Origin of the sequence: Enterobacter sp. E20, from assembly GCF_000801755.2 — a bacterium.
Classification (GTDB): Bacteria; Pseudomonadota; Gammaproteobacteria; order Enterobacterales; family Enterobacteriaceae; genus Enterobacter; species Enterobacter asburiae_B.
Genome location: NZ_CP012999.1, coordinates 3050131 through 3075436, shown reverse-complemented (window position 1 = coordinate 3075436; position 25306 = coordinate 3050131). Strand labels below are relative to the sequence as shown.

The window sequence follows — 25306 nt, the reverse complement described above, 5'->3', positions numbered from 1 at the left end:
TAACGATGCAACGCACCTTTTCGGCATTCTGGATGGTCCTGTTTTTATTTGTCGCACCGCTTCATGCGGAGCCCAACGTCTATGGTGAACAGCGTATCAGCGGCTGGTGGAATGCGCTGACGGATGATATTTCGCAAACCTGGGAAGAGCCCCAACGTTACGACCTGTACCTGCCGTTTCTGAGCTGGCACGCTCGCTTTATGTACGACAAAGAAAAAACCGACAATTACAATGAAATGCCGTGGGGCGGCGGGCTGGGCGTTTCCCGCTATAACGAAGAGGGCAACTGGAGCGCGCTGTTCGCAATGATGTTCAAGGATTCGCACAACGAATGGCAGCCCGCGATGGGCTATGGCTGGGAGAAGGGCTGGTATCTGGATGATGCCAAAGATTTCCGTCTTGGGCTCGGTGCCGCGGCGGGCATCACGGCGCGAGATGATTTTGCAAACTATGTCCCGCTACCGTTTATCTTCCCGCTGTTTTCCGCCGGGTATAAGCGCGTTACCGTCCAGTTCACCTATATTCCCGGAACCTATAACAACGGCAACGTGCTCTTTGCCTGGCTGCGCTTAGGCTTCTAAAGGGTGATCACCTTTTTTGCCACGGCGTTAGACAATACCAGCATGGAGAACAGAACTGAGGTGACGAAGGTGAGCACAATCAACGCCAGCTTCATACCGAGAGAGCTCACCGGTATCAGCGCCGTCAGCAGATGAAACACCGAGTAGTGCACAATATACACGCCGGTCATCGTTTTGCTGATGGCGGCCAGAATGGACTCCTTAAATTCAGCATTGCGGCGAAAGCGCACGCCGTTCGCCGCAATCACCAGCGCGATGATCAAAATGTAAATCTGCGAGCCGGTGAGAATAAAGGCGTTTCTGTCCGCCTTGAACAGCGCGAAGAAGAAGTGGCGCTCGTAAAACCAGGTGAAGAGGTAGATAAACGGGATGGCGACAACCGCCGCCCTGACGACATTTTTGCGGCTAATCCACTCGGCAATTTTCGGGTCGCAAAAGAGTTGCCCCGTCAGATAAAACAGCAGCCATGTCCACAGCCGATACTGCGGTGAAAGAGAAAGGACGTGCGTTCCAGGATAGAGCGCTGACAGCAGATCGTATCCGTAGGAAAAGAGCAGCAGGGCAGCGATCGCGCCGCAGAACAGCCTTCGCCGCTGGCTGAGCCACTCCACCACCGGGTGGAAGGTGTAAATCACCACAAACGCAAACACGAACCAGGGCTGGATTAAATACCCGCGCTGATAGGGCTCCCACAGGTAGTAGATCGTTATCCAGAACAGAAAAACAATCACCAGACTTTTAATTTTACCGAGCTGCCAGCGGGTGCCGTGCCGTGATTGTCCGTCGAGATAGCCCGCAACGACAAAAAACAGCGGTGTGGCGATGGTCGAAATAAAGGTTAAAAACCCCAGGATCCAGTGATAGTCATAATCATAATGATCCCAGGTGTTGTAGATGGTAAAGAAGGTCACCGCCGTCATACAGCCCAGCGTCTTGATAATGTTCAGCCCTGTCGCATTCATTGTTGTTTGGCTTCGTCCTTACGATGGAAACACGCATAGATCACGGGGAGTACCAGCAGCGTCAGGATTGTAGCAAACCCCAGTCCAAACATAATCACAACGGCCATGCTCTGGAAGAAAACGTCCAGCAGCAGCGGAGCCAGGCCAAGTACGGTCGTGAACGCGGTGAGCAGGATGGGGCGCAGACGCGAGGTCGCGGCGTACACGATCGCGCTGTGCTGATCCTGTTGCGTTTTCTGCTGTTCGATCTCTTCCACCAGCACGATGCCGTTGCGGATGAGCATTCCGCTCAGGCTCAGCAGACCAATCAGCGCCATAAAGCCAAAGGGAATGCCGGTAAGTAAAAATCCCGGCGTCACGCCAATCAGCGCCAGCGGTACGGTCAGCCAGATAGCGACCGCATTTTTTACCGAGCTGAACATCAGCACCGTAATGACAAACATCACCAGATACCCGAGAGGTAGCGTAGTGAATAGCCCCTGCTGCGCTTCGCTGGAGTTTTCCGCGTCGCCCCCCCACTCGATGCTGTAGCCGTGTGGCAGGGGAAGGGCATCTACTTGCGGCTTCACCCGGGCGAGAATATCCCCGGAGGTTTGCTGGCTCAGCGGGTCCGGGTCCGTCTGAACCGTCAGCACCCGCGAGCGGTCGCGTCGAAGGATCAGCGGATCTTCCCACTCCAGCGAGAAGCGGCTGACGACGTTACTCAGCGGGATATACTGCTGCCGCGTCTGGCTCCAGACCAGCACGTTGTTCAGGTGACTGGCGTCCAGCCGTTCGCTCTCAGGCGGGCGCACCACGACCGGAAGCAGGTCACTGCCTTCCCGGTACAGCCCCGCCCGGCTGCCGGAGAAGTTCATCTCCAGCGCGTTATCAACGTCCTGCTTATCTACGCCAAGCTCGCGGCCAAGGGCGGCAACGTACTGTGGGCGGATCACCTTGCTGCGGTTTTGCCAGTCGTTCCTGACGCTGCCCGTGGCCGGGTCGCGCGTGAGGATATCGTCTACCTGGCTGGCAATCAGGCGCAGCCGGTCAGGGTCGGGGCCTTTAATGCGCACCTCAATGGCGCTATCGCCGGAGGGGCCAAACATCACGCGTTTGGTGCTGGCGTTGACCTGCGGATAGTTTCGCGCGATGTACTCGTCCACGTGGCGCGTCAGGGCGGAGATGTTGCGCTGGTCGTCCATGCGCACCATGATCTGCGCATAGTTGCTGTACTGGCGCTGTCCGCTGTAGGTCAGAATAAAGCGCATACTTCCCTGACCAATGGTTGAGACGGTGGTCTCCACGCCAGGCTGGCCGTTAATGGTTTTTTCGATATCGCCGGTCATTTTCTCAGTCCACTTGATATCGGTACCGTAGGGTAACCACAGGTCGACAAAGAAAATGGGCGTATTAGACGACGGGAAAAAGTTTTGCCGTACGGCGCCGAAGCCCCAGACAGACGCTGCCAGCAGCGCAGCCATCACAATGAGCGTCGGTGCCTTATGGCTCAGCAGCGTGTTAAGCAGGCGCTGGTAGGCGCGGTAGAGACGTTTGTCATAAGGATCTGACTCGTCAGCGTTGTCCGGCGCGCTGTCGTTTTTAAACAACCACCACTTAATCAGCACCGGGGTGAGGGTGAGCGCCGAAAACCAGCTCAGCATCAGGGAAATCAGCAGCACCTGGAACAGAGATTTACAATATTCCCCGGTGGAATCCTGCGACAGCCCGATAGGGGCAAACGCCAGGATGGCAATCACCGTCGCCCCCAGCAGCGGCAGGGCGGAGCGGCGGATGATGTAGTTTATGGCGGTTAGCAGCGGGGAGCCCTGCTGTCGGGCAATCAATACCCCTTCGACAATCACGATGGCGTTATCCACCAGCATGCTGAGGGCGATAATCAGCGCCCCAAGCGAGATGCGCTGTAGCTCAATGCCACACAGATACATAATCAGCAGCGTGCCCAGCACGTTAAGGGCGAGAGAAACCGCAATGATGATCCCGCTGCGTACGCCCATAAAGATCAGCAGCACGCCGATGACAATCGCCAGCGCCATCAGGAAGTTAATAATAAAACCGTTAACGGAATGGCCCACTTCAGCGGCCTGATCGTAAAACAGGTCTATCCGTATGCCTGCCGGTTTTTCCGCCGACATCTGGTTTAGCTTCGCCTCCAGCGCGTGGCCCACGTCGATCACGTTCACCCCGGGAATAAACGAGACGCCCATGGTGACGGCTTTTTTGCCGTTGGCATGGTAGATACTGGCTGGCGATTCGTTCAGCCCGCGCGACAGCGTGGCGATATCCCGCAGACGCGTCGCCGCCCCGGTGCCGGAAGGCGTGATGATGAGATCCGCCAGTTCATCAAGATTCCCGAACTCGCCGGTCGGGTGCAGGCGAATGGATTCGGTGCCGGAGGTGATTTCTCCTGCGCTGGAAACAACGTTAAGTCTGCTGAGCAGGGCGGAAAGCTGGTTCAGCGTAATGCCGCGCGCGGCCATTTTGCTCAGGGAGATATCAATGTTGACCTGCTGGCTAATCGCCCCACCGATGGCGACCTTCGCAACCCCGGGGACCAGAATTAACTCGCGGCGAAGCTGCTCCGCGTATCTCACCAGTTCAGGGTTGCTGAATTCATTCCCGGAAATGGCGAAGAAGAAGCCGAACACGTCGCCGAAATCGTCATTTACAAAGGGCGTGACGACGCCGGGCGGGAACTGACGCGAGGCATCGCCCACGCGGCGGCGCAGTTCATCCCAAATCTGCGGCAGCTCGTTCGAGTGATAGCGTGACGCGATGTTAACGGTGATTTGCGACAGACCGTTTGACGAGATAGAGCTGACGTTATCCAGATAAGGCAGCTGTTGAAGGGCATTCTCCAGCGGAAGCGTCACCTCTTCTTCAACCTGCTGAGCGGATGCGCCGGGGTAGTGGGTGACCACCACTGCGGTTTTGATGGTAAAAGCGGGATCTTCCAGCCTGCCGATATTCAACAGGGCAAAAATCCCCCCGATGCCCAGCAGCAGGATCGTTAGCCAGACGCGAACAGGGTTATTAATAAATTGACGAGAGATATCCATTACAGGCCCCGTTCACGCGTCCAGATACGCACCGGCTGGTTAGCATGGAGCTCCCCAACGCCCGCGGCCACCACGCGTTCGCCCGCCTTAAGCCCGCTGGTGATCACCACGCCTTCAGTACTCACTTGTCCCACGCTGACCTTGCGGTCTTCAAGATGGAGCGCGTCGCCTTCGCCCGTTACGACCCATACGTGCGGCTCATTGCGCGGGCTGTTGTCCGGGTTAAAGACTGCCTCAACCGGTACGACCAGCGCCTGAGCGCTCGCGCCCGCCGGGAGATTGGTTAAATTGATGGTCACCGTACCGCTTACGCCACCGACGGCGGGAAAATCATCTGGCCGCGGCATGGTGAGTATCACCTGCCAGGTCAGGGTATTGCTGTCGCTGCTGCCCGAATGCTCTTTGTAGACGGCGGTAAATTCCCGATCCGGAATGGCGTTAATTCTCACCACGGGCCGATACTGCGCGTTGCGGATATCAAAGGTCTTAAACAGGTTTTCAGGGATGCTGAACACCACGTCAAGCAGGTCGGTGCGGGTTAACGTGGCAATGGGCTGACCGGGGGACACCACCTGATGGTTTCGGACATGTACGCTGGCCACCGTCCCGCTGAAGGGGGCGACGAGCGTCATCTGATTCAGCTCTTCCCGGGCAATCTGCAGCGCCGCATTCGCCGAATCGCGGTTCGCACGCTGCACGTCCATTTCCGCTTTCGAAATCGCCTGCCGGCCCGCCAGCGTCTGGAAGCGATCGAACTGCCTCTGGGCCAGCGTCGCCGCCGTTTGTCTGTCGTTAACCCGCTGCTGGGCTTCACGGGCGTTCAGCCTGGCAAGCTGTTGCCCCTGCTTGATGGCTGCGCCCTGACGCACATCGAGCGCTTCAATTTGACCTGCGCGCTTGAAGGAAAGGTCTGTGGCATCGCCCGATTCAATGCGGGCGGGGAAAACGCGCTGCTGGGCGTGACCGGGAACCGTCACCTCCGCCACTTTTACCATCCTGGGAAGGGGAGAGTCTTGCTTCGGTTTCGGGTCGCACGCCGTGAGCGTTAACAAAACGAACGGTAAAAGAGAGAGGTAGCGGTTCACTGTATTCCCCTAATAAATAACTGTTTTATTTATTCCATAACCTGGACAGGGGTGACACTATTCTGCCAGAACAGTGACGACCATATAGGTAAATAAACCAATCGCCGTGCTGGCGATAATGGCAAGCGCAATAAACATACCCAGACGGATCAGGCTTAAACCATACATACATTCCTCCATGAGCCGGAAGCGGTAGCTGACTATGAGCATAGTCGGCGAAAAGATAAATGTTAAATAACCATTATCAGTGGGGAAGCGCTAAACCTGATATTCCTGTGCTACGTTTAATGTTAATCATCTTTTTTTACCGTAACTGGCATTAAGGGCAACCCCCTGCATTTAATGCGTTTTTTTTCTTCATTCACTCTCGTGTTGGTTATAAAAAGGATGCTCGATATGTATAAAAACATTCTCGTTCCGGTGGATGTCTACGAGACAAGCCTTGCGGATAAAGCGTTGCAGCATGCACAGTTTCTGGCGCAAAGCGCATCGGGTGACATTCATTTGCTGCACGTCATGCCCAAATTTTCAGCCGAACTGACGCGTGGTTTTATTTCAGATGCGCGCAAGATGGATGAATATATGATTAATAATTCAAAAGAAAAGCTGTCTGACCTGGTCAAAAAAGTAAATCTGCCAGAAGAGCGTGTTCATCTCCACGTCCGTAGCGGGAATGTTCGTGATGAGGTTATTAAGCTGGCGGATGAACTTACCGTCGGCGCGATTATTGTCGGCTCGCGAAATCCAAATATTCAAACCCATTTGTTAGGATCGGAGGCGGCAAGTATTGTTCGTTACGCACATGTTCCTGTTTTCGTTATTCGTTAATTACAGAGAAGCAAGGTGATTTCTGAATAGAACCTGAGGAAGGAACGATGAAAACAGGAAAACCTGAACGTCCGTATTATCAACAAACCGTTGACGAAACCCTGTCGAATATCCACTCCACCCTGGAAGGCCTTAGCGGCACAGAGGCATCAGCCCGGCTTCAGCAGCACGGTGAGAATGCGTTACCGCAAAAAAAGGGCAAACCCGCCTGGCTGCGCTTCCTGGCGCATTTTAACGACGTATTGATTTACGTTCTGCTGGTGGCCGCGTTGCTTAAGCTCTTTATGGGCCACTGGGTAGACATGTTTGTGATCCTTGGGGTTGCCATCATTAACGCGCTGATTGGCCATATCCAGGAGAGCAATGCTGAAAAATCGCTGCAGAGCATTCGCAATATGCTCTCCAGCGAAGCCGTGGTGGTACGACAGGGGAATCACGAAACGATCCCCACCACGGCGCTGGTCCCGGGAGATATCGTGGTGATCCGCGCCGGGGATCGTATCCCTGCGGACCTGCGCGTGATTGAAGCGCATAACCTTCGCGTGGAGGAGGCCATCCTGACCGGCGAATCCACCGTTGTTGAGAAAAACAGCGATGCGTTAAGCGGGGAACTGCCTTTAGGTGACCGGTATAATCTGCTCTACTCAGGCACTACCGTTAGCTCCGGCGGCGGTAAAGGCGTGGTGGTGGCAACCGGGGGCGAGACCGAGCTGGGCCACATCAATCAGATGATGTCCGACATTGAAAAACACCGCACGCCGCTGATGGTGCAGATGGATAAGCTCGGTAAGACCATCTTCATCACTATCCTGGTGATGATGGTGGCGCTGTTTGTCTTTAGCCTCCTGTTCCGGGATATGCCGGTTTCTGAACTGGTGCTGTCGCTTATTAGCCTCGCCGTTGCCGCCGTGCCGGAAGGCCTGCCGGCCATCATTTCCATCATCCTTTCGCTCGGCGTACAGGCCATGGCGCGTCGCAAGGCCATCATTCGCAAGCTGCCTACGGTGGAAACGCTGGGGGCGATGACGGTCATCTGCTCGGATAAAACCGGCACCCTGACGATGAATGAAATGACGGTCAAAGCGGTGATTACCGCTGACACGACCTATCGCGTAGAGGGCGACAGCTACGAACCGGTGGGGAGTATTCACCCCGTAGATGACCCGACGCCCGTCAGCGTGACGCAGGGTTCCCTGCTGGAACGCTACCTGCGCACCATTGATCTCTGTAATGACAGCCAGCTGATCAAAGACGAGCAGGGGCTGTGGAAAATCACCGGGGGCCCAACCGAGGGCGCGCTGAAGGTGCTGGCGGCGAAAATCCCGCTCCCACCGGTCGACACCGAAATGCGCAGTAAAATCCCGTTTGATTCACAGTATAAATACATGTCCACCCTGTACCGGCTGGGCGATGAAGAGGTGATTTTAATCACCGGCGCGCCGGACGTCCTGTTCCGCCTCTGCCAGTACCAGCAGACGAATGACGGACTGCAGCCGTTCGATCAGCCTTATTGGGAAGGGAAGATTGAAGAGTATGCCCGTGAAGGGCTGCGCATGGTGGCTGCGGCCTGGAAACCTGCCCACGAGGGACAACGCGAGCTGGATCATCCGGACCTGCATGACGGCGTGATCCTGCTGGGTATTGCTGGAATGATGGATCCGCCGCGTCCGGAGGCGATTACCGCCATTGCTGACTGTCTGCAGGCCGGGATCCGCGTGAAAATGATCACCGGCGACCACCCGCAAACGGCAATGAGCATTGGGCAAATGTTGGGGATTGGTAACGCCGCAAGCGCTATCACCGGACGTGAGCTGGAGGCGATGGACGATCGTCAGCTGAGCGACGCCGCGCAGCAGTACGATATTTTCGCCCGAACCAGCCCGGAGGATAAATTCCGCCTTGTGCAGGCCCTGCAAAGTAAACAGGAAGTCGTGGGCATGACCGGGGATGGCGTAAATGATGCCCCAGCGCTCAAGCGGGCGGATGTGGGTATCGCCATGGGGATTAAGGGGACGGAAGTGACCAAGGAAGCCGCCGACATGGTGCTAACGGATGACAACTTTGCCACTATTGCCAGCGCGGTGCACGAGGGGCGTCGGGTTTACGACAACCTGAAAAAGACCATTCTGTTCGTTATCCCCAGCAACATCGCGCAGGCTCTGCTGATCATCATCGCGCTGCTGGCGGGGAACCTGATCCCGCTGACGCCGGTCCTGATCCTGTGGATGAACATGGCGACGTCGGCAACGCTATCGTTTGGCCTGGCGTTTGAGGCGGGTGAGAAGGACATCATGAACCGGCCACCGCGCAAGGCGAATCTCCATGTGATGGACGGCTATGCCATCTGGCGCGTGGTGTTTGTCGGTCTGATGATTGCCATCAGCGCCTTCGTGCTGGAAGCCTGGCTACAGCCGCGCGGCTACTCGGCAGAATTTATCCGCACCGTGCTGCTGCAAACCCTGGTCACTGCGCAGTGGTTCTACATGCTCAACTGCCGCGTTAATGACGGCTTCTCGCTGAGCAAAGGCCTGCTGGCGAACAAAGGTATTTGGATCGTGAGCGGCGTACTGCTGGCGCTACAGCTTCTTATCATTTACGCACCGTTCATGCAGATGCTCTTTGGCACCGAAGCGCTGCCGTTCCGCTACTGGGTCATCACCTTCCTGATTGGTTTTGTGATGTTCCTTATTGTCGAGGCGGAGAAAGTGCTGACGCGCAGGTGGCGCAAAACCGAGGCGTAATAGCGTAAACTGAGAAAGCCTGCCCGAGCCCGGGCTTTCTCTTTTTTTGAGCACAGGAAACTATGATTCGACTTACCTGGTTCGTCCTTACGCTGTGCGCCGCCGTTCCCGGTGCGTTTGCCGTAACCTATACGCTTCCGCCGGAAGGCAGTCGTCTGGTGGGAAACCCGATTATCATCACCGTTCCAGAAGGCAACACGCTGCCTCTGGAAGCCTTTGCCGCACGATACGGGCAGGGGCTAAGCAATATGCTGGAAGCAAACCCGGGCGTGGATCCTTTTTTGCCCAAATCCGGCACCCGGCTGGTGATCCCTCAGCAGCTGATTTTGCCTGACACCGTCCGCGAGGGCATTATCGTGAATGCGGCAGAAATGCGCCTTTACTATTACCCGCCAGGCGGTAACACCGTTGAAGTGCTGCCCATCGGCATCGGTCAGGCCGGGCGCGAAACCCCGCGTAACTGGGTGACGGCCGTTGAGCGTAAGCAGGAGGGGCCAACCTGGTCTCCAACGCCGAATACGCGTCGCGCCTATGCGGCAGAAGGGAAAACGCTGCCGGCATTCGTGCCCGCCGGGCCGGATAACCCGATGGGGCTGTATGCGATTTATATCGGCAGGCTGTATGCCATTCACGGCACAAACTCGAATTTCGGCATCGGGCTGCGGGTAAGTCAGGGCTGTATTCGTCTGCGTAATAACGACATCAAGTATCTTTTCGATAACGTTCCCGTGGGAACCCGCGTGCAGCTTATCGATCGGCCCGTAAAAATGACCACGGAGCCGGACGGCAGCCGCTGGGTGGAGGTTCACGAGCCATTATCACGTAACCGCGCGGAATTTGAGTCAACCCGGAAAGTGCCTCTGCCTATTTCAGCCGCGCAGCGGACGCAGCTGATAAACGAGGGCGCGGGCGCTGAACTGGAACGGCGGTCGGGAATGCCGGTTAAGATTGGCATGTGAAGGGATAGCGCGGGCTGGTGCCCTCACCCCAGCCCTCTCCCACGGGAGAGGGTGCAAACACTAAAAACGGCAACCCGGTTGCCGTTTTGCATTTACCTTGCGCAGAAAAGCAAAAAGCCTGCTTTAAAAGCAGGCTTTTCAAATTTGGCTCCTCTGACTGGACTCGAACCAGTGACATACGGATTAACAGTCCGCCGTTCTACCGACTGAACTACAGAGGAATCGTGTGAACGGGCGAATATTATCGACCTGCGTTCGCCTTGTCAAAGGGTGGATCAACGCCTTTTGATCGTTTGCTGACAAAATCGGCAAAGTGATGTTTTTGGCAGCGGAATGCACCGTCATGGTGCGGGCATACCCCTAATGGGGCAGATCATAAACTGCTGTTTCGGTAATAAAACCCCCCTCCATGATTAGGTTTCCTTATTTTCAGGCGCTTAGCGAACAATTTAGACCGCCTGGTAAAAGTGGCATTCATATTGCAAATCCTGTTCAACAACGACAGCCGGTTCCGGCACAGCATTTCGAACAGGGGGCAAAATGAACTTAAGACGACTGAAATACTTCGTAAAAATCGTCGATATCGGCAGCCTGACTCAAGCGGCAGAAGTGCTGCATATCGCGCAGCCTGCGCTGAGCCAGCAGGTGGCTACTCTGGAAGGCGAGATGGATCAGCAGCTGTTGATCCGCACCAAACGCGGCGTCACGCCAACGGAAGCAGGCAAAATCCTGTATACCCATGCGCGCACCATCCTCCGCCAGTGTGAACAGGCGCAGCTGGCGGTGAATAACGTGGGACAGACCCTGAGCGGGCACGTGTCTATCGGCCTGGCGCCGGGAACGGCCGCGTCCTCTATTACCATGCCGCTGCTGCAGGCCGTCCGCGCCGAGCTGCCAGAAGTGCTGGTGTACCTGCACGAAAACAGCGGCTCCGTGCTGAATGACAAACTGCTCAACGGCCAGCTGGATATGGCGGTCCTTTACGATCGCTCCCCGGTCGCCGGCATCACCAGCCAGCCGCTGCTGAAAGAAGATCTCTACCTCGTGGGCACCCGTGACTGTCCGGGCCAGAGCGTAGACCTTACCGCCGTGGCAGAGATGAACCTTTATCTGCCGCGCGACTACAGCGCCGTGCGCGTGCGCGTGGACGAAGCGTTCTCCCTGCGCCGCCTGACGGCCAAAATCATCGGTGAAATTGACTCAATCTCCACGCTCACCGCGGCCATTGCCAGCGGAATGGGGGTGACGGTTCTGCCGGAATCCGCAGCCCGCTCGCTGTGCAGCGCGGCAAACGGCTGGATGGCGCGCATCACCACGCCTTCGATGAGCCTGCCGCTGTCGCTGAACATGTCTGCACGCGGTTCGCTGACGCCGCAGGCGCAGGCGGTAAAAGAGATTTTGATGTCGCTGGTCAGCAAGCCGTCGCTTGAGAACCGTGAACTCCAGCTCGTGAGCTGATATTCCATAAAAGCATAAGATGCTGGTTTTTATTATTTGTTCTGCAGCGCGGCTGACTCTAACAATAGAGCTATGTCAGATGCGCCGGAGTGAACCGTGAATTTCCAGCAACTTAAAATTATCCGTGAGGCGGCCAGGCGGGACTACAACCTGACCGAGGTCGCCAATATGCTTTATACCTCTCAGTCCGGCGTCAGCCGCCACATCCGCGAGCTGGAAGAGGAGCTGGGCATAGAGATCTTTATCCGTCGCGGCAAGCGGCTGCTCGGCATGACGGAGCCGGGTAAGGCTTTGCTCACCATCGCTGAGCGGATCCTCAACGAGGCCAGCAACGTGCGTCGTCTGGCGGATCTCTTTACCAATGACGCCTCGGGCGTACTCACCATTGCCACCACCCACACCCAGGCGCGCTACAGCCTGCCGCCGGTGATTAAAGCGTTCCGCGAACTTTTCCCCGACGTCCGTCTGGAGCTCATCCAGGGCACGCCGCAGGAAATTGAAGTGCTGCTGCAAAACGGTGGGGCGGATATCGGCATTGCCAGCGAACGCCTGAGCAACGACCCGCTGCTGGTGGCCTTTCCCTGGTTCCGCTGGTACCACAGCCTGTTACTCCCGGTCGATCATCCGCTGAATCAGGTTTCCCCTCTGACGCTGGAAGACATTGCGAAATGGCCGCTGATCACCTACCGCCAGGGGATCACCGGACGTTCGCGCATTGATGAAGCCTTCAACCGCAAAGGGCTAACGCCGGACGTGGTGCTGAGCGCGCAGGATTCTGACGTGATCAAAACCTACGTCGAGCTGGGTCTGGGCATTGGCCTGGTGGCGGAACAGTCCAGCGGAGAACGCGAGGACGGGAACCTGGTGCGTCTTGATACGCGTCATCTGTTCGACGCCAATACCGTATGGCTTGGCCTGAAGCGCGGGCAACTGCAGCGCAACTATGTGTGGCGCTTTATCGAGCTCTGCAACGCCGGGCTGTCGGTAGATGAGATTAAACGTCAGGTGATGGAGCCGGAAGAAGTGGCGATTGATTATCAGATTTAGGTGCTGATTTGCCCGGTAGCGCTGCGCTGACCGGGCTCATCGCTTAGCTGAACGGATATTTTTTAAAGACCGCCTGTGATTCAAATGATTCGGCAACCGCCTGAATCCCCCTAAAATCCGCTGCGTTAACGATGTGCGGGATCATCGACTGAATAAACGTCCAGACAACCGTGCTCGTGACGGCAACCTGATCGGGAACGGCGGAGGCCGGACGCGTCTTCAGCAAGGCATTCCATTCCCTGCAGGCCGCCAGCAGCTGGGTGGTAATGCGCTCGACCCATAAAGCGTGCTGCTTTTCCACCGGGCGCTGGTTGTGCTCATACACATTTTGCACGGCTTTCTCCGCGGCGGCGAGGATAAAGCCCAGCGTCTGAAGATCGTTTGCCAGCGCATCCGGCGCGACGGGCAGAAGCCTCCGCCCGGGTGCGGCCTGAGTCTCGAAATAATTCAATATCAATGACGAGTCCATCAAACGTATTCCGTTATCCAGAATCAGCGTCGGCGCTTTTACCGCGGGGTTGATTCGGGAGAACGCGTCGAAGGTGCTGAATACCGACAGCGGCTGACTTTCAAACTCAACGCCATAAAGTTCAAGGGAAATCGCCACGCGCCGTACATAAGGTGAATCCATCATGCCAATAAGCTTAATCATCGTTGCCGTTTTCCTGTCTCTGTGAAATAACGCGTCATTGAAGAGGATGAACAGACAGTACAATACAAACTTCCTGGCGAATATCTTCAGTATCTTACCGTAAAGGTTAGTATTACTGACATGTGGGCAAGTTGCCGTTATACATCCAGCGCGGATAAGGGAGAGCTTTCATGTCGGATTTTCCACCCATTGCCAGTTTGCGAAGCTTTGAAGCCGTCGCCCGTCTTGGCAGCGTGACGCTGGCGGCGAAAGAACTCCACGTTACCCATTCCGCAATCAGCCAGCAGATCAAAGTGCTGGAGGAGATGGTGGGCGTAAAGCTCTTTATCCGTCAGGGACGCGGGGTGCAGATTAACGAAGAAGGGCGGCTCTATGCCTTACAGGTACGCGAGGCGTTGAACCATATCGCAGATGCCACCCGGCTTGTACAGGTGAAGCCGAGAAAGCAGGAGCTGACGCTGGCGATGGTGCCGTCTTTTGGATGCCACTGGCTGTTGCCGCGTCTGGAACGCTTTCGGGCGAAATATCCGCTTATCACTCTTCGGATCCAGGCCAGCCTGACGGTCACCAGCCTGCAGCAGGAAGGAACAGACATCGCGATACGGATGGGGAAGGGAAACTGGGAAGGGAGCGAAAGCCATTACCTTTTTTCCGATGAACTCATTGTGGTGGCCGCACCCGGCTATAACGACGGTGTGCTGCCCGCTACGCCGGCTGAGATTGCAAAAAGTCATATTATTTTTTCCATGGAGTCGTGGAAAACGTGGTGCGTAAATGCGGGGCTGGAGAAAGAGATCGTGCCTGGCGGTTTATGCATTAACGACTCGAATTTAATTATCGAAGCCGTTCGGCTCGGGAAAGGCATCGCGCTGGAGCGTCGCTCTCTGGTTCAGGATGCCATCACCCGGGGGGAACTGGTCCAGCTAACCTCAATTACCGCGCCGTATCCCTGGCCTTACTGGCTGGTGAAAGCGCAGTCAACGGAGACGAAGCCCGAGGTGGCTCTTTTTGCCGCGTGGCTGGATGAGGAAGTGGCGGCCTGGCGGCAGTTGCTGGGCTGCTGAACTTTTTCCGATTCTGCTCGTAACAAAATGAATATCCAACAAGGGAGACATAGAATTACTCCGGCACGCATTCAGTATTCCCGTAACCCCACAAGATTCTGCTTTTCCATCTCAGCATAATCATCGCTATAGCTTTGCACGTATATAGCTTTTGATCTATATTGAATGGGAGGTTTTGTGTGGGCAATTAACACGACGGACAGGTTTGATCGCTGGTTCACTTCGCTTGACGATACCGAACGCGCCAGCGTACTTGCAGCACTGCTGGTTTTGCGAGAGAAGGGGCCGGGTTTATCGAGACCCTACGCTGATACGCTTAAAGGCTCTCGTCACAGCAACATGAAAGAGCTACGTATTCAGAGTAAGGGCGATCCCTTGCGGGCGTTTTTCGCCTTTGATCCAAACCGCACGGGTATCGTGCTTTGTGCGGGCAATAAGGTCGGCAATGAAAGGCGATTCTACGATGAGATGCTTCTCGTTGCTGACCGGGAATTCACTCACTGGCTGAATAGATTAAAAGAGAGGGAATAGCGCGATGGGAAGAACCCTTGAGCAGCTTATAGCGGATGAAAAGCCGGAGGTTGTCGCCAGCGCTCAGGCGATAGCAACGGATATTTTGCTCAACATTCATCTTGCTGAGTTACGCGAGAAAGTACAAAAAACGCAGGTAGAAATGGCGCAGGCGTTGGGTATCAGGCAACCTACCGTTGCGGTAATGGAAAAGCCCGGGCGCGATTTGAAACTCTCTTCTCTCAAGCGCTACGTTGAGGCTGCGGGCGGAAAGCTGCGGCTTGATGTGGAGCTGCCGGATGGCTCGCACTATGAGTTTGTGCTGTAGGGCAGAAAAGCAAAAAGCCAGCTTCAAAACCGCCAGCATGACCGTCACTCGGCGGTGATGAGCGAATAGATGCAGTTACTTATTTGTAGAAGTGGGGACATGCTGCTGCATCACTTCAGCGATCCAATCAATAAAAACGCGCAGTTTGGCGTTAACGTGGCGGTTCGGCGGAAAGGCCAGGTACAGGGGCATTGGGTTAATACGCCAGTCTTCAAATAGCGGAATCAAGGAGCCACAAGCCTGATGTGCTGCCGCCATATAAACGGGTAGCGCAATCACGCCTAATCCCGCGAGCCCGGCTTCGAGGTAGGCATTGCCATCATCCACTGCAAGCACGTAGCTTCCCGTGATTTCAATATGTTCGCTCTCACCGTGCAGTACCAGAGGATCAACCTTGCCGGTGCGTGAGGACAAGAATCCCACTATGCGATGGTCTGTGTTTTCCAGCTCTCGCGGATGCGCAGGTGCGCCGAGGCGTTCCACATAGCTCGGTGCGACGTAAACACCGATTTGCAAATCGCCGACATGGCGTGCGATCAGGGACTGGTCGTTGATTTCACCGCCGCGCACGACGCAATCCACGTTGTCGCCGATCAGATCCACCACCCGGTCACTCACGCCCATGTCGAACTGGATATCAGGGTAGCGCGCGTGAAAAGCCGGTAGCGCGGGCACCAGCACCAGGCGGGCGAGAGGAGTGGGCACGTCCACCCGTAGTCGCCCCCGGGGCGTCATCGTCGCACTGGACAGGCTGTTTTCAGCATCTTCCATGTCCGCCAGCAGGCGGATGACGCGCTCGTAGTAGACCGCGCCATCAGGAGTCACACCGAGCCTGCGGGTGGTGCGGTGGAGCAGCTTGACGCGCAGGCGCGCTTCCAGCTGTTGAATAAGCTGCGTCACCGTGGTTTTGCTCATATGAAGCGTTTGGGCAGCCTTGGTGAAACTGCCTGCCTCCACCACGCGAGCAAAGGCGCGCATCGCATCGAAACGATCCATCCGTTGTTCTCTCTTTTCACCGATTGTTTGGATATTACAAACAATGATGGACAAAGTCGCTTGTTTATCCGCCCGAGTTGGCACCTGTAAAGTGTCTTTATGTTCACCGGGCGGGTTTCGCCCCCTTACAGAGGCACAAATATGACAACACGCGAAGCCGTTTTTCCCTTCGGTCGGCAGGCGCTCTACGAGCGCAATCGCTATTCACCCGCCATCAAATCTAACGGCTTCCTGTTTGTTTCGGGACAGGTAGGTAGCCGGGAGGATGGTTCGCCTGAAGAGGATCTCAACGCGCAGATCCGGCTGGCATTCGAAAACCTTAATGCTGTTCTCGCTGCTGCGGGCTGCACGTTCGGTGACGTGGTTGACGTTACCCTCTTTGTCGTCGATCCCGAGTCAAACCTCGACGCTATCTGGAGTATCCTGCCAGAATATTGGGGGAAAGCGCCTTACCCGACGTTGACCGGGATCGGCGTGACGTGGCTGTACGGATTCCAGTTTGAGATTAAGGTGATTGCCAGGCTGCCCTGAGCGTTACGGGTCTTTCCGCTAGTCGAAAATAAGACAGAGGAAAAATGATGAAAGCAGCGGTTTACTGCGCCAGTGGCGCTGCGCTGACCGGGCATACAGTTCCGTAGGTCGGGTAAGCGCAGCACCACCAGAAAATTGTCGAGACGCAGAAAAGCAAAAAGCCTGCTTTAAAAGCAGGCTTTTTAAATTTGGCTCCTCTGACTGGACTCGAACCAGTGACATACGGATTAACAGTCCGCCGTTCTACCGACTGAACTACAGAGGAATCGTGTGAACGAGGCGCATAGTAGCGGCCTCGGTACGCCTTGTCAAAGGGTGAAAACGCACTTTTCGTTTGTTTGCCGACAATTTCAGCAACTCGCTGATTTTATAGCAAATTCGCGTTGAAATTACACAGCAAAATGCGCCGCCCGCAGGCGGCGCGCAGGATCAGAACAGTACGGAGTAGTTCAGACCAAACGTACGTCCGCGGCCTTTATAGGTATACAGCCCCGGTGCGCCGTAGGTTGGGCTATACAGCCCCGGCGCGCGCTGGCCCCAGGCGGTGGTGTAGTCTTTGTCCAGCAGGTTTTCCACGCTGAAGCTGACCTTACCCACCGGCAGGGCGTAGCTGCCCAGGAAGTCGACCGTGTTATAGCCATCGATCTTCTTGCCGTCGGAGTCTGACACGTCAAAGGTCTGCGTGCTCTGCACGCGCAGGGTCCAGTCGCCCGGCGCCCAGTTGACCCATGCGCTGGCTTTCGACGGGCTGGCGCTGTCAACCGTCAGCTTCTCCCATTTGCCGTTTTCGCGCGTTTCAGACTTGATGGCGTTAAAGTTCGCACCGGTGCTCCAGTCGCTGTCGGTGAAGAAATAGTCCACCTGACCTTCCACCCCGTAGATACGACGCTTGTCGTCTTCCAGGTTGATGGTCATATCCGTCTTGTTGATGGTGATGGTTTTATCCGAGAGCGAGTAATACGCCGCGACCTGCGTGCGCAGGTTATCGCCGGTGTAACGCCAGCCCAGCTCATAAGCGTTGACCTTGATACCGTCCAGCGTCGAGTCGTTCACGTTGACGCTGTTCAGCAGGCGATAGTGACCGTTGCTGAGCTGATAGGTGCCGGAGCCGTAGTACTTCGCCAGGTCCGGAATTTCGAAGCCCTGGGAGAAGTTAAACCACAGCTGCTGCTGTTCGGTCAGGCGACCGAGGATCCCGGCGTTAAACAGGAAGTTGTTGTAATCGGTTTTTCCGCCCGGCACCGCGTCGGCGGAGGTGGCCTTCCCGGTGGCGATGGCCTGCTGCTGGGTATAACCGACAAAGTCGTCCACCTTGTTCTCGGTGTACTGATAACGCACGCCGCCGCTCAGGGTGATGGCGTCAATGTCGTAGCTGGCCTGCAGGAACGGGGCGAGGTTGGTGATGCTGTAGCCCGGGTAACGGCCCACGTTGTAGGCGTTATCCAGCTCCATGCCGCCGCTCGCCGCGGCCTTGCTCAGATTGAAGAACTGCTGGTTGGCATCGAAGGTTTCGTGGTCGGCATCCACACCCCAGGTCAGCGTTAAATCGTCCACCGGCTTGCTGTTCAGCGTCAGCTTGCCGCCGTAAAAATCGGTTTTCTGCTGGGACGCGCCGATGCTGCTCACCACGCCTTTGGTCAGGGTCGGGAACGGATAATAGGTCAGGCTCTCGTCGCGATAGTAAATCTGCGCGACCAGATCCTGGCCCCAGAAGTCGGTATTGGAGTATTGCAGGTTGATCAGATGGCGCTCGGTGCCCGGTACGCGGTCAGAATCGAGATTATCTTTGTTGTACGCGGTCGCATCGCCCGTTACCGCCGAGAAGTTCTTCCCGAGATACAGCCCATGCTTGCCGTCGGACTCGCTCTTGTAGTACTGGGTCGTCAGCTGCAGCTGCTGACGATCGTCAATGTTGATGGTGCCTGTGCCCATCACATCAATACGGTCGGAATACTGGAGGCCGGTCTGGGTGTTATCGATAATCACCTCGTTGCCTTTGCCGTCATACCAGCCGCCGTAGCGCTGATACGACACCGACAGACGACCGGAGGCGTTGTCGTTGCCGCCGCTTACGGCTGCCGACACGTTCTCATCGCGATCGTTGTGGCTGTTAAACCCGCTCTTTGCCCCGGTCTGGAACTCCACTTCGGTATCCGGCTGGCCTTTTTTGGTGACGATGTTCACCAGGCCGCCGGTGCTGCCGCCGCCGTAGAGCGAGGTGGCGCCGGAGATCACTTCGATACGGTCAATGTTGAACGGATCGATAGAGTCCAGCTGGCGGCTGTCGCTGCGGGACGAGTTCAGGCGAACGCCGTCCACCATCACCATCATTGAGCGGCCGCGCAGGTTCATGCCGTAGTTGGTACGGCCCTGGCTGCTGACGTCCATACCTGGGATCAGCTGCGCCAGCACTTCTTTAATCTCTTTCCCGCCCTGAACCTGCTGCTCAATTTCAGCTCGCTCGATGACCCAGGTGGTCTGCGCCATCTCCGCCACGCTGCGGTGCGCGCGGCTGGCGGAGACCACGATATTTTCTTCCTTTTGTTCTTCCGCCCACGCAGAGGTAGAAAGCATTGCAAGCAAGCAAGGATTTAAAACCCAAAGATGAGAACGTTTCATTGTTATGTTGATCCTGATTGTGTGTGTCAGTACTCGGTGGTTTTTGCTAACGATTTAAAAACCGGGCTGTTCTCCGGGCTGGTGGTGCTGCGCCAGTGGATAACGCCGGGTGTGGTAGCCAGCTCAAACGGCTCGTCGGCGTGCGCGCGATTCAAAATTCGCGCCGCGCGCCAGGCCATCAGGCTGAGCTGGGGTTCGGCAATGCCGAGACGGTGCATCCCGGCATTCACGGCGAACAGGCGGTTGCTCTGCGGGCCGTCCCATTCGAGGGTGAAATCGTTGTTAATGCAGAAGGCTTCGTCCGTATCCAGATGCAGGCGGTGAGACAGCGGCGCGAGGAACGCGGGCTGCACGGCGCGGTAGCCGGTGGCGAAAATCACCACGTCACTCTCCAGCTGCTCGCGGCCGCCGTCGAGGTGATGCTGAATGCTCAGGCGATGGCCGTTTTCCTGGCGCGTCAGGGACGTCACCGAGCGGGACGGCAGGAGATGCGCCCAGGGTTTTTCACGCAGCACTTCGAAGCGGTGGTACATGGCGCGGTAAATCGCCAGCAGGGACTCGGTGGTGATCCCATCGGACGTCATCTTCTGCTCGTGCAGCATCTGCCGACGGGCCTCTTCACCCAGCGTGGAGAAGCTGTCCACGTACTCCGGCGTGAAATACTCGTTGGCAAAGGCGGCTTCATCCAGCGCATTATAGTTATTGCGGCGCGATACCCAGTTCAGGCTCAGCGGCTGGCCCCATTCGCCGCGGAAGATATTCAAAAACAGGTCGGCGCCGCTCTGGCCGCCGCCGACGACGGTGACGCGCTTGCCCGCGAGATCCGGCGTGCGCAGCATCATCTCGCTGGCGTGGAAGCAGGTATCGTCCTGCGCGGTGACGCAGTCAGGCAGGTTGATCTGTTTGCCAATCCCCACGCAGACGTGGCGCGCCAGGAAGCGGTCGCGCTGGGTCATTACCTCAAACAGGCCGCTTTTCTCATCAAAGCTCACCTGCTGTACCTGCTGGCTGAAGGCGAGATTGGTGAGGTTTTCCGCCGCCCAGCACAGGTAGTCCGCAAACTCTTCGCGGGAGACGGTGCGCTGCTCGGTAGTCAGGAAGCGGTAGAACTTTTTGCGCTGCACCAGGTAGTTCAGGAAGCTGTGGCGGTTGGTTGGCTCCACGGCGCTGACCAGATCCTTCAGGAAGCTGGTCTGCATGTGGCAGTCCGGCACCATCATTCCCGGGTGCCAGGAGAAGTGCGGTTTACGCTCAAGGAACAGCGAGCTAAAGCCGTCCAGCCCTTCGGCCAGAGCGGCGATGCTGAGGTTAAACGGGCCAATACCAATGCCGATGAAATCAAAGGTTTTCATTGCGCTGACTCCCGGGAGGCGAGAAAAAGAGGGTTATCAAGGTCGGTGACGTAGTTAGGCAGCATGCGGCTGCCGCCGTCGTGTTCGGAGAAGGTCAGTTTGACCGGGTTGAGGATCACGCGAATAATCTGCGGCTTGAAGAGATCGAATTTGGCGAAGCGCTCTGCCAGATCCGGGTGCGCCGCCATATACTCCCGTAAAACTCCGGCCAGAAGCTGGTAGAAACGCGTTTCGCTCACGCCGCATTGCAGCGTGAGGCGCGAGATAAAGCGCAGCACCGTCACAAAATTACCGGTTTGCAGGTCGTGAATAATGTAATCCGCGCTCAGGCGCGCCGTGACGGCCTTCACCTGCTCCGGCAGGCTCTGGGCCTGCGGGAAATCCTCATCCACCAGGCGCATATCGCCCTGGAAATCTTTCAGCAGGATGCGCTGCGGGACGTAGTCCTTAATCACCAGCGTCACGTTCTGGCCGTGGGCGATCAGCGCCACGCCGTAGCGGCAGATCAGGTGATAGAACGGGATCACCGTTGCCTCGAACAGCTTTTCAAGCCACGCGTCGGCGCTTAGCCCCGAGCGTTTAATCCACGCGTCGATCAGCGGGCGCCCGGCGTTATCGGTTTCCATCAGCGCTGCCATCAGCACCGCCTGTTCACCGTCTTCTAAATAACTGGACGGGTTCTCGCGCCAGATCACCCCCAGCATCTCCTGATAGCGGTAGGGCGCTTTCGGCAATGCGGCATAGCCCTGATGCGACAGATAACCGGCGGCGGGTTCGCCAAGCACCTGAGCACCGGAGCGGATCAGCGTGGCGTCGGTAGCGAACTGCTGCTGCAGCCAGCGCGAAGCCAGCGGCCCGGCGGCAATGTACTTGCCCGGGATGCCGCGATAGCAGGAGGTGTTGTAGATGGTCAGCGGAAGCTTGATGTCATACGGCGCGCGACGGCTGGCGTTAGTGAGCGTGCGCAGGGACTGCTGCGCCAGATACTCGTCGCCAAATTCGCCCAGCTCAACCATCTCACCGCGCGCCAGCTGCGCCAGGAAATGAATGGCGATCTTCTGCTGCCACTGCCACGGGTGCAGCGGCACCGGCAGCCAGCCGTCGTTGAGACCGAGCGCGTTCCAGCGGTCGTTGAAGCGGGCGCGCTCGGCGTTGTCCATGGCGCTGGCCAGAAGGGCGCTGATATCACAATCGGCGTCGCTGCTCCAGACCAGATGCTCGCGCTGAACGGCGACCCAGTGCAGGCGAAAACGTCCGCGATACTCAGGCGCGTACTGACGCAGCGCGTCCAGGCCCCAGCCGCGGCGACCTTTGTTGAAAATAAACTTCGGGTGACCGCTCATCAGACACTGTAATTCGTCCGGGTCGAGGTGGATCAGCGCGTCCGCGTCCAGCGCTTCACGCGCCTGCAGCAGCTGCATGTCGCCGCGCAGCGTGGCGTAGAGATCTTCCATATGCTCTGCCGTTTGCGCGTCGCTCATCTCCAGCACTCTCGCCAGCTGCAGCAGCGCGCGTTCCGCTTCCACGGCATCGCCGCTGGCGGCGATCAGGCTGTCCGGGTCGATATGCAGCCAGCCCCAGATCCCGCGCGTGGCGCGAAACTGCCAGGACTCGTTGCCCATGGCGATGCGCCAGCCGTTCGACGAAACCGGCTCAGCGCGCAGGGTGCGTTCGTACTCCAGCTCGGCGAGGATCTTCGCCACCATCTCGCGGTTCACTTTCTGCCAGAGCGCGTTCACAGTTCCACCTCGCTGAAGAAGCGGTGGCGCTGGCTCATGATGAGGCGCGAGCGCTTGTGCGGGAAGTCGAACTCTTTCACCGTGTCGAAACCGGCGGAGGCCAGATGGCGGAACAGGCGCTGGTTGTCGAAGCGCGGCTCAGCCACGATGCGCGCGGTGCGCGGTTCATCGAGATACAGATAGTGGCTCAGGCCGCGCAGCCAGCTGCGGATGTACTGCGCGCCGCGCCAGTTCTCTTCGCCCACCAGCATGTGCAGGCCGCGGTCAAACGGCTGCCAGCGGTAGTGGCGGCCAATGCGGTCTTCTGGCGCCCAGTAGAGCTCAAAATAGCCGAACGGCTGGTCGTCGAAGCAGCCGATAACCGGGTAGCAGTACGTCGAGTCAAGCTGACGGCGCAGGTAGCTTTCCTGCTCGGCCTGCGGGCCCGCCATCTCCCAGAAGGCGTTCACGCGCGGGTTGTTCATCCAGCGCGTAAAGCGCTCGCCGTCCAGCGCCACGTCGGCCACGCGGAAGCTCAGGGTGCGCTTAATTTGCGGATCGTAACGACGGTACACTTCGCCCTGCGGGCGGTGAGGACGCAGCGGGAAGTACAGCTGACGGCTCTCATCAAACTGCATCCCGCCGCTGGCCTGCGGCCGTTCGCCTTTCAGCCACAGCGGCAGCTGCCAGAAGGTTTCGCGTGCCAGATAGTCCCCGTGGGCCAGGCTAAACAGCGCCTGCGCCTGGGGTTCATCCTGCCAGGTTGCCCATGGCAGGGTAATGCCGGTCAGCGCGGGTGCGGCAACAAACAGCTGATCGAGTGCTTCGACCAGCCAGCCGTCCGGGATCCCATTCAGACGCTCCAGCACCGCGCTGCCGTCGAGACCCAACGTCAGCGGCAGCGCGCGATCCGTTGCGGTGCAGCGAAAGCCGTAGCCGGAATGGACGATATTCGCGATGGACATTACGCCTTCTCCTTGTAAAACGGGTTGCTAAAGTCGAAATAGATCACCGCCGGATCGACGATGGTGTTTTCATTGCGATCGTGCAGGTAGCAGAAGAAGTTGCCTTTGCAGTTCCATGTCGGGCTGTCGAGGACGTAGTCGAGGCAGCGGGTCTGCTTCGCCGTGCGGCGCAGTTCCGTCAGCGCGTCGCGCACGCGGGACATCAGGTTCTCCTCGCTGTCGAAACCGGCGGCGGCGAGGGCGGCGGTGACGGCAAGGGTAGAGTTCAGCAGCAGGTAATAAGGGAAGTAGCGCAGCAGCTGGCTCTCACCGAAGCGGTTTTCCACCTCCGTTTCGCCCGCCTCTTTCAGCCACGCGTCGGCTCCTTCGGTCCAGGCGCTGCCCTGGCAGTCGCGGTAGATCAGCCCGACGGGGAAATCCTGCTGCATCTCAACGAGGATATTTTGCTGGTGCGCCAGCAGGACCAGACCGTAGTCCGCCTCGGCGCTGAACAGCGGGAGCAACACGCGGTCGCAGTAGGCGTCCAGCCAGCAGCGGGCGGCCCTGGCGAGGGGTAAATCCAGACGCTGGCTCAGACGGCGCACCGCGGAGGCCAGCAGGCTGTCGCCGCCGTCCGGCGCGGCCTGGGTCAGGCTCACCAGCACGTTGGTCTGGGTGTCTGGCGTATCGAACAGCAGGTTGACGCGCAGGGCCATCAGGCTCTCTTCCTGAATAACGCCGCTTTCGTCACGCAGCCCCGCCCAGCCGTCCTCCTGCATCACGCGCATGGTCGGGTAGCGGGCCTGTAATTCTTGCCAGCGTTCCGTTTTCGCCAGGCGCGCCAGGCGCATTCCGCGCTTAACTTCTTTGACCGACAGCGTGCGCACGGAGTTGGTCAGGCGCACGCTGAGGGAGAACTTAATCATGTCGCTGTTGGTTTCGCTGTACAGCGAGCGGGAGGAGCTGGTGGGTAGCCACTGCGCGCCCGCTTCGCCCAGGTCCTGCAATGCACCGTTTTCCGCCAGACGCTGGCACCAGTCCTGCTCCAGCAGATAGTCGGCCTGCCACGGATGCATCGGCAGCAGCCAGCGGGTGTCGGTGAAGTGGCCGAGCAGTTCAGGCGCGCTCTGGGCCGCGAAGCGCAGCAGACGCTCACGCAGGGAGACGTTCAGGCTGTCGCCGGCGACGAGCGCGCTCTCAACGGCAAACCAGCGCAGCGGGAAGCGGGAGGCGAAATCAGGAAGATAGCGACGCGCCTCTGTTTCGTTGAACGGCTCGTGCGACTTCGGCGCCGGGTGAAACGCGTGGCCGACCAGCAGCGCCTGTTCCGCTTCAGCAAACGTCAGCGGCTTATCGCGCAGGTTTACCCAGCCGTGGCGCAGATCGATCGCCTGCCAGGTGTGGGCATGGCTTTCGAGAACGCGCTGCTTAAAACGCGCCAGCGTATCGGCATCCAGCGAGCCTTTTACTGACGGTTTTTCAAGAATTAAATCAACCAGTTGATCAAATGTGACGGCGTCACCGTCATCACTGTTGCTCTGAAGAAGCGTGGCCGGGAAACGGTACTGATGATGCTGGGTGGGAGAGAAATAGCGTACCGGAACCCGAAGCGCCTGGGTTTGGGACAGCGGGATATGAATGTTCGGTAACGCATCCGCAGCGGTAGCGGGGAGATAGCGCCAGTCCTTCGTTTCGCGCAACAGGGCGTTCAAAAAACACTGGGCTGCAACGTCTGTACCGGCAGAGCGGGGCAGAGCACGCATAGATGTACCTCATTCCATGATTGATAATAATTCTCGTTATGATATTCATTCTGTTTACAGCCGCAACCATTTTTGCAATATTTGTTTTCATAAACTTCATGATTTCCAC

At 57.5% G+C, this 25306-nt stretch carries 20 protein-coding genes and 2 tRNA genes; 10 read left to right on the top strand and 12 right to left on the bottom strand.

The window, feature by feature from the left end; genetic code table 11:
• Positions 1-5 precede the first annotated feature (5 nt).
• Positions 6-581, top strand: coding sequence for a lipid IV(A) palmitoyltransferase PagP (gene pagP / locus NI40_RS14380; RefSeq protein ID WP_033145939.1), 576 nt, complete (start codon positions 6-8; stop codon positions 579-581).
• On the opposite strand, the gene NI40_RS14375 is transcribed toward pagP, so the two are convergent.
• The 3 genes from NI40_RS14375 to NI40_RS14365 are packed head-to-tail and all read right to left on the bottom strand — an operon-like array spanning position 578 to position 5687.
• Positions 578-1543, bottom strand: a complete 966-nt coding sequence (locus tag NI40_RS14375; protein ID WP_039263815.1) for an acyltransferase — start codon at positions 1541-1543, stop codon at positions 578-580. The two genes, pagP and NI40_RS14375, sit on opposite strands and share 4 nt — an antisense overlap.
• A complete protein-coding gene (locus NI40_RS14370; protein ID WP_039263814.1) occupies positions 1540-4602 on the bottom strand; it encodes an efflux RND transporter permease subunit in 3063 nt (1020 codons plus the stop codon). The genes NI40_RS14375 and NI40_RS14370 overlap by 4 nt, the downstream gene beginning before the upstream one ends.
• Positions 4602-5687, bottom strand: a complete 1086-nt coding sequence (locus tag NI40_RS14365; RefSeq protein ID WP_039263813.1) for an efflux RND transporter periplasmic adaptor subunit — start codon at positions 5685-5687, stop codon at positions 4602-4604. Before NI40_RS14365 ends, NI40_RS14370 begins: the two co-directional genes overlap by 1 nt.
• 396 nt (positions 5688-6083) lie before the next feature.
• On the opposite strand from NI40_RS14365, the gene NI40_RS14360 reads away from it, so the two are divergent.
• The 3 genes from NI40_RS14360 (at position 6084) to ldtA (ending at position 10215) form a co-directional block, all read left to right on the top strand.
• The gene (locus NI40_RS14360) at positions 6084-6515 is read left to right on the top strand and encodes a universal stress protein (protein WP_023312348.1); all 432 of its coding nucleotides are present in this window, start codon (positions 6084-6086) and stop codon (positions 6513-6515) included.
• 47 nt (positions 6516-6562) lie between these two features.
• Positions 6563-9256 (top strand): cation-transporting P-type ATPase, encoded by a 2694-nt coding sequence (locus tag NI40_RS14355; protein WP_039263811.1) that lies wholly within the window; start codon positions 6563-6565, stop codon positions 9254-9256.
• A 62-nt stretch (positions 9257-9318) separates the two neighbouring features.
• Positions 9319-10215 (top strand): L,D-transpeptidase, encoded by an 897-nt coding sequence (gene ldtA / locus NI40_RS14350; RefSeq protein WP_039263810.1) that lies wholly within the window; start codon positions 9319-9321, stop codon positions 10213-10215.
• 145 nt (positions 10216-10360) lie between these two features.
• Here the strand turns inward: ldtA and NI40_RS14345 are convergent.
• Positions 10361-10436, bottom strand: a tRNA-Asn gene (locus NI40_RS14345).
• Positions 10437-10755: 319 nt separating this feature from the next.
• Here NI40_RS14345 and nac point away from each other — a divergent pair.
• Positions 10756-11673: a nitrogen assimilation transcriptional regulator NAC gene (gene nac, locus NI40_RS14340; protein WP_033145933.1), complete on the top strand. Its 918-nt coding sequence runs from the start codon at positions 10756-10758 to the stop codon at positions 11671-11673.
• A 96-nt stretch (positions 11674-11769) separates the two neighbouring features.
• Positions 11770-12720, top strand: a complete 951-nt coding sequence (cbl, locus tag NI40_RS14335; RefSeq protein WP_010432106.1) for an HTH-type transcriptional regulator Cbl — start codon at positions 11770-11772, stop codon at positions 12718-12720.
• A 43-nt stretch (positions 12721-12763) separates the two neighbouring features.
• Here the strand turns inward: cbl and NI40_RS14330 are convergent, their stop codons facing one another.
• The gene (locus tag NI40_RS14330) at positions 12764-13369 is read right to left on the bottom strand and encodes a glutathione S-transferase family protein (protein WP_039263842.1); all 606 of its coding nucleotides are present in this window, start codon (positions 13367-13369) and stop codon (positions 12764-12766) included.
• 173 nt (positions 13370-13542) lie between these two features.
• Between NI40_RS14330 and NI40_RS14325 the strand changes: the two genes are divergently transcribed.
• The 3 genes from NI40_RS14325 (at position 13543) to NI40_RS14315 (ending at position 15274) form a co-directional block, all read left to right on the top strand.
• Positions 13543-14436, top strand: a complete 894-nt coding sequence (locus NI40_RS14325) for a LysR substrate-binding domain-containing protein (RefSeq protein WP_039263809.1) — start codon at positions 13543-13545, stop codon at positions 14434-14436.
• Between the two features lie 177 nt (positions 14437-14613).
• On the top strand, positions 14614-14967 hold the full coding sequence (locus NI40_RS14320) for a type II toxin-antitoxin system RelE/ParE family toxin (RefSeq protein ID WP_039263808.1): 354 nt from the start codon (positions 14614-14616) through the stop codon (positions 14965-14967).
• Positions 14968-14971: 4 nt separating this feature from the next.
• Positions 14972-15274 (top strand): XRE family transcriptional regulator, encoded by a 303-nt coding sequence (locus NI40_RS14315; RefSeq protein WP_029741460.1) that lies wholly within the window; start codon positions 14972-14974, stop codon positions 15272-15274.
• 75 nt (positions 15275-15349) lie between these two features.
• Here the strand turns inward: NI40_RS14315 and NI40_RS14310 are convergent, their stop codons facing one another.
• Complete coding sequence (locus NI40_RS14310; protein WP_039263806.1) at positions 15350-16270, bottom strand: LysR family transcriptional regulator; 921 nt, start codon at positions 16268-16270, stop codon at positions 15350-15352.
• A 141-nt stretch (positions 16271-16411) separates the two neighbouring features.
• On the opposite strand from NI40_RS14310, the gene NI40_RS14305 reads away from it, so the two are divergent.
• Complete coding sequence (locus NI40_RS14305) at positions 16412-16801, top strand: RidA family protein (RefSeq protein WP_045142988.1); 390 nt, start codon at positions 16412-16414, stop codon at positions 16799-16801.
• A gap of 189 nt (positions 16802-16990) precedes the next feature.
• Here the strand turns inward: NI40_RS14305 and NI40_RS14300 are convergent.
• From NI40_RS14300 to NI40_RS14275, 6 genes are all read right to left on the bottom strand, one after another.
• A tRNA-Asn gene (locus NI40_RS14300) sits at positions 16991-17066 on the bottom strand.
• Between the two features lie 164 nt (positions 17067-17230).
• Positions 17231-19420 (bottom strand): TonB-dependent siderophore receptor, encoded by a 2190-nt coding sequence (locus NI40_RS14295; protein WP_045142987.1) that lies wholly within the window; start codon positions 19418-19420, stop codon positions 17231-17233.
• A gap of 26 nt (positions 19421-19446) precedes the next feature.
• Positions 19447-20772 (bottom strand): lysine N(6)-hydroxylase/L-ornithine N(5)-oxygenase family protein, encoded by a 1326-nt coding sequence (locus NI40_RS14290; protein WP_039263805.1) that lies wholly within the window; start codon positions 20770-20772, stop codon positions 19447-19449.
• Positions 20769-22511, bottom strand: a complete 1743-nt coding sequence (gene iucC / locus NI40_RS14285; RefSeq protein WP_039263804.1) for an IucA/IucC family protein — start codon at positions 22509-22511, stop codon at positions 20769-20771. The genes NI40_RS14290 and iucC overlap by 4 nt, the downstream gene beginning before the upstream one ends.
• Complete coding sequence (locus tag NI40_RS14280) at positions 22508-23455, bottom strand: GNAT family N-acetyltransferase (RefSeq protein WP_039263803.1); 948 nt, start codon at positions 23453-23455, stop codon at positions 22508-22510. Before NI40_RS14280 ends, iucC begins: the two co-directional genes overlap by 4 nt.
• The gene (locus tag NI40_RS14275; protein ID WP_039263802.1) at positions 23455-25197 is read right to left on the bottom strand and encodes an IucA/IucC family protein; all 1743 of its coding nucleotides are present in this window, start codon (positions 25195-25197) and stop codon (positions 23455-23457) included. The genes NI40_RS14280 and NI40_RS14275 overlap by 1 nt, the downstream gene beginning before the upstream one ends.
• Positions 25198-25306: the final 109 nt, after the last annotated feature.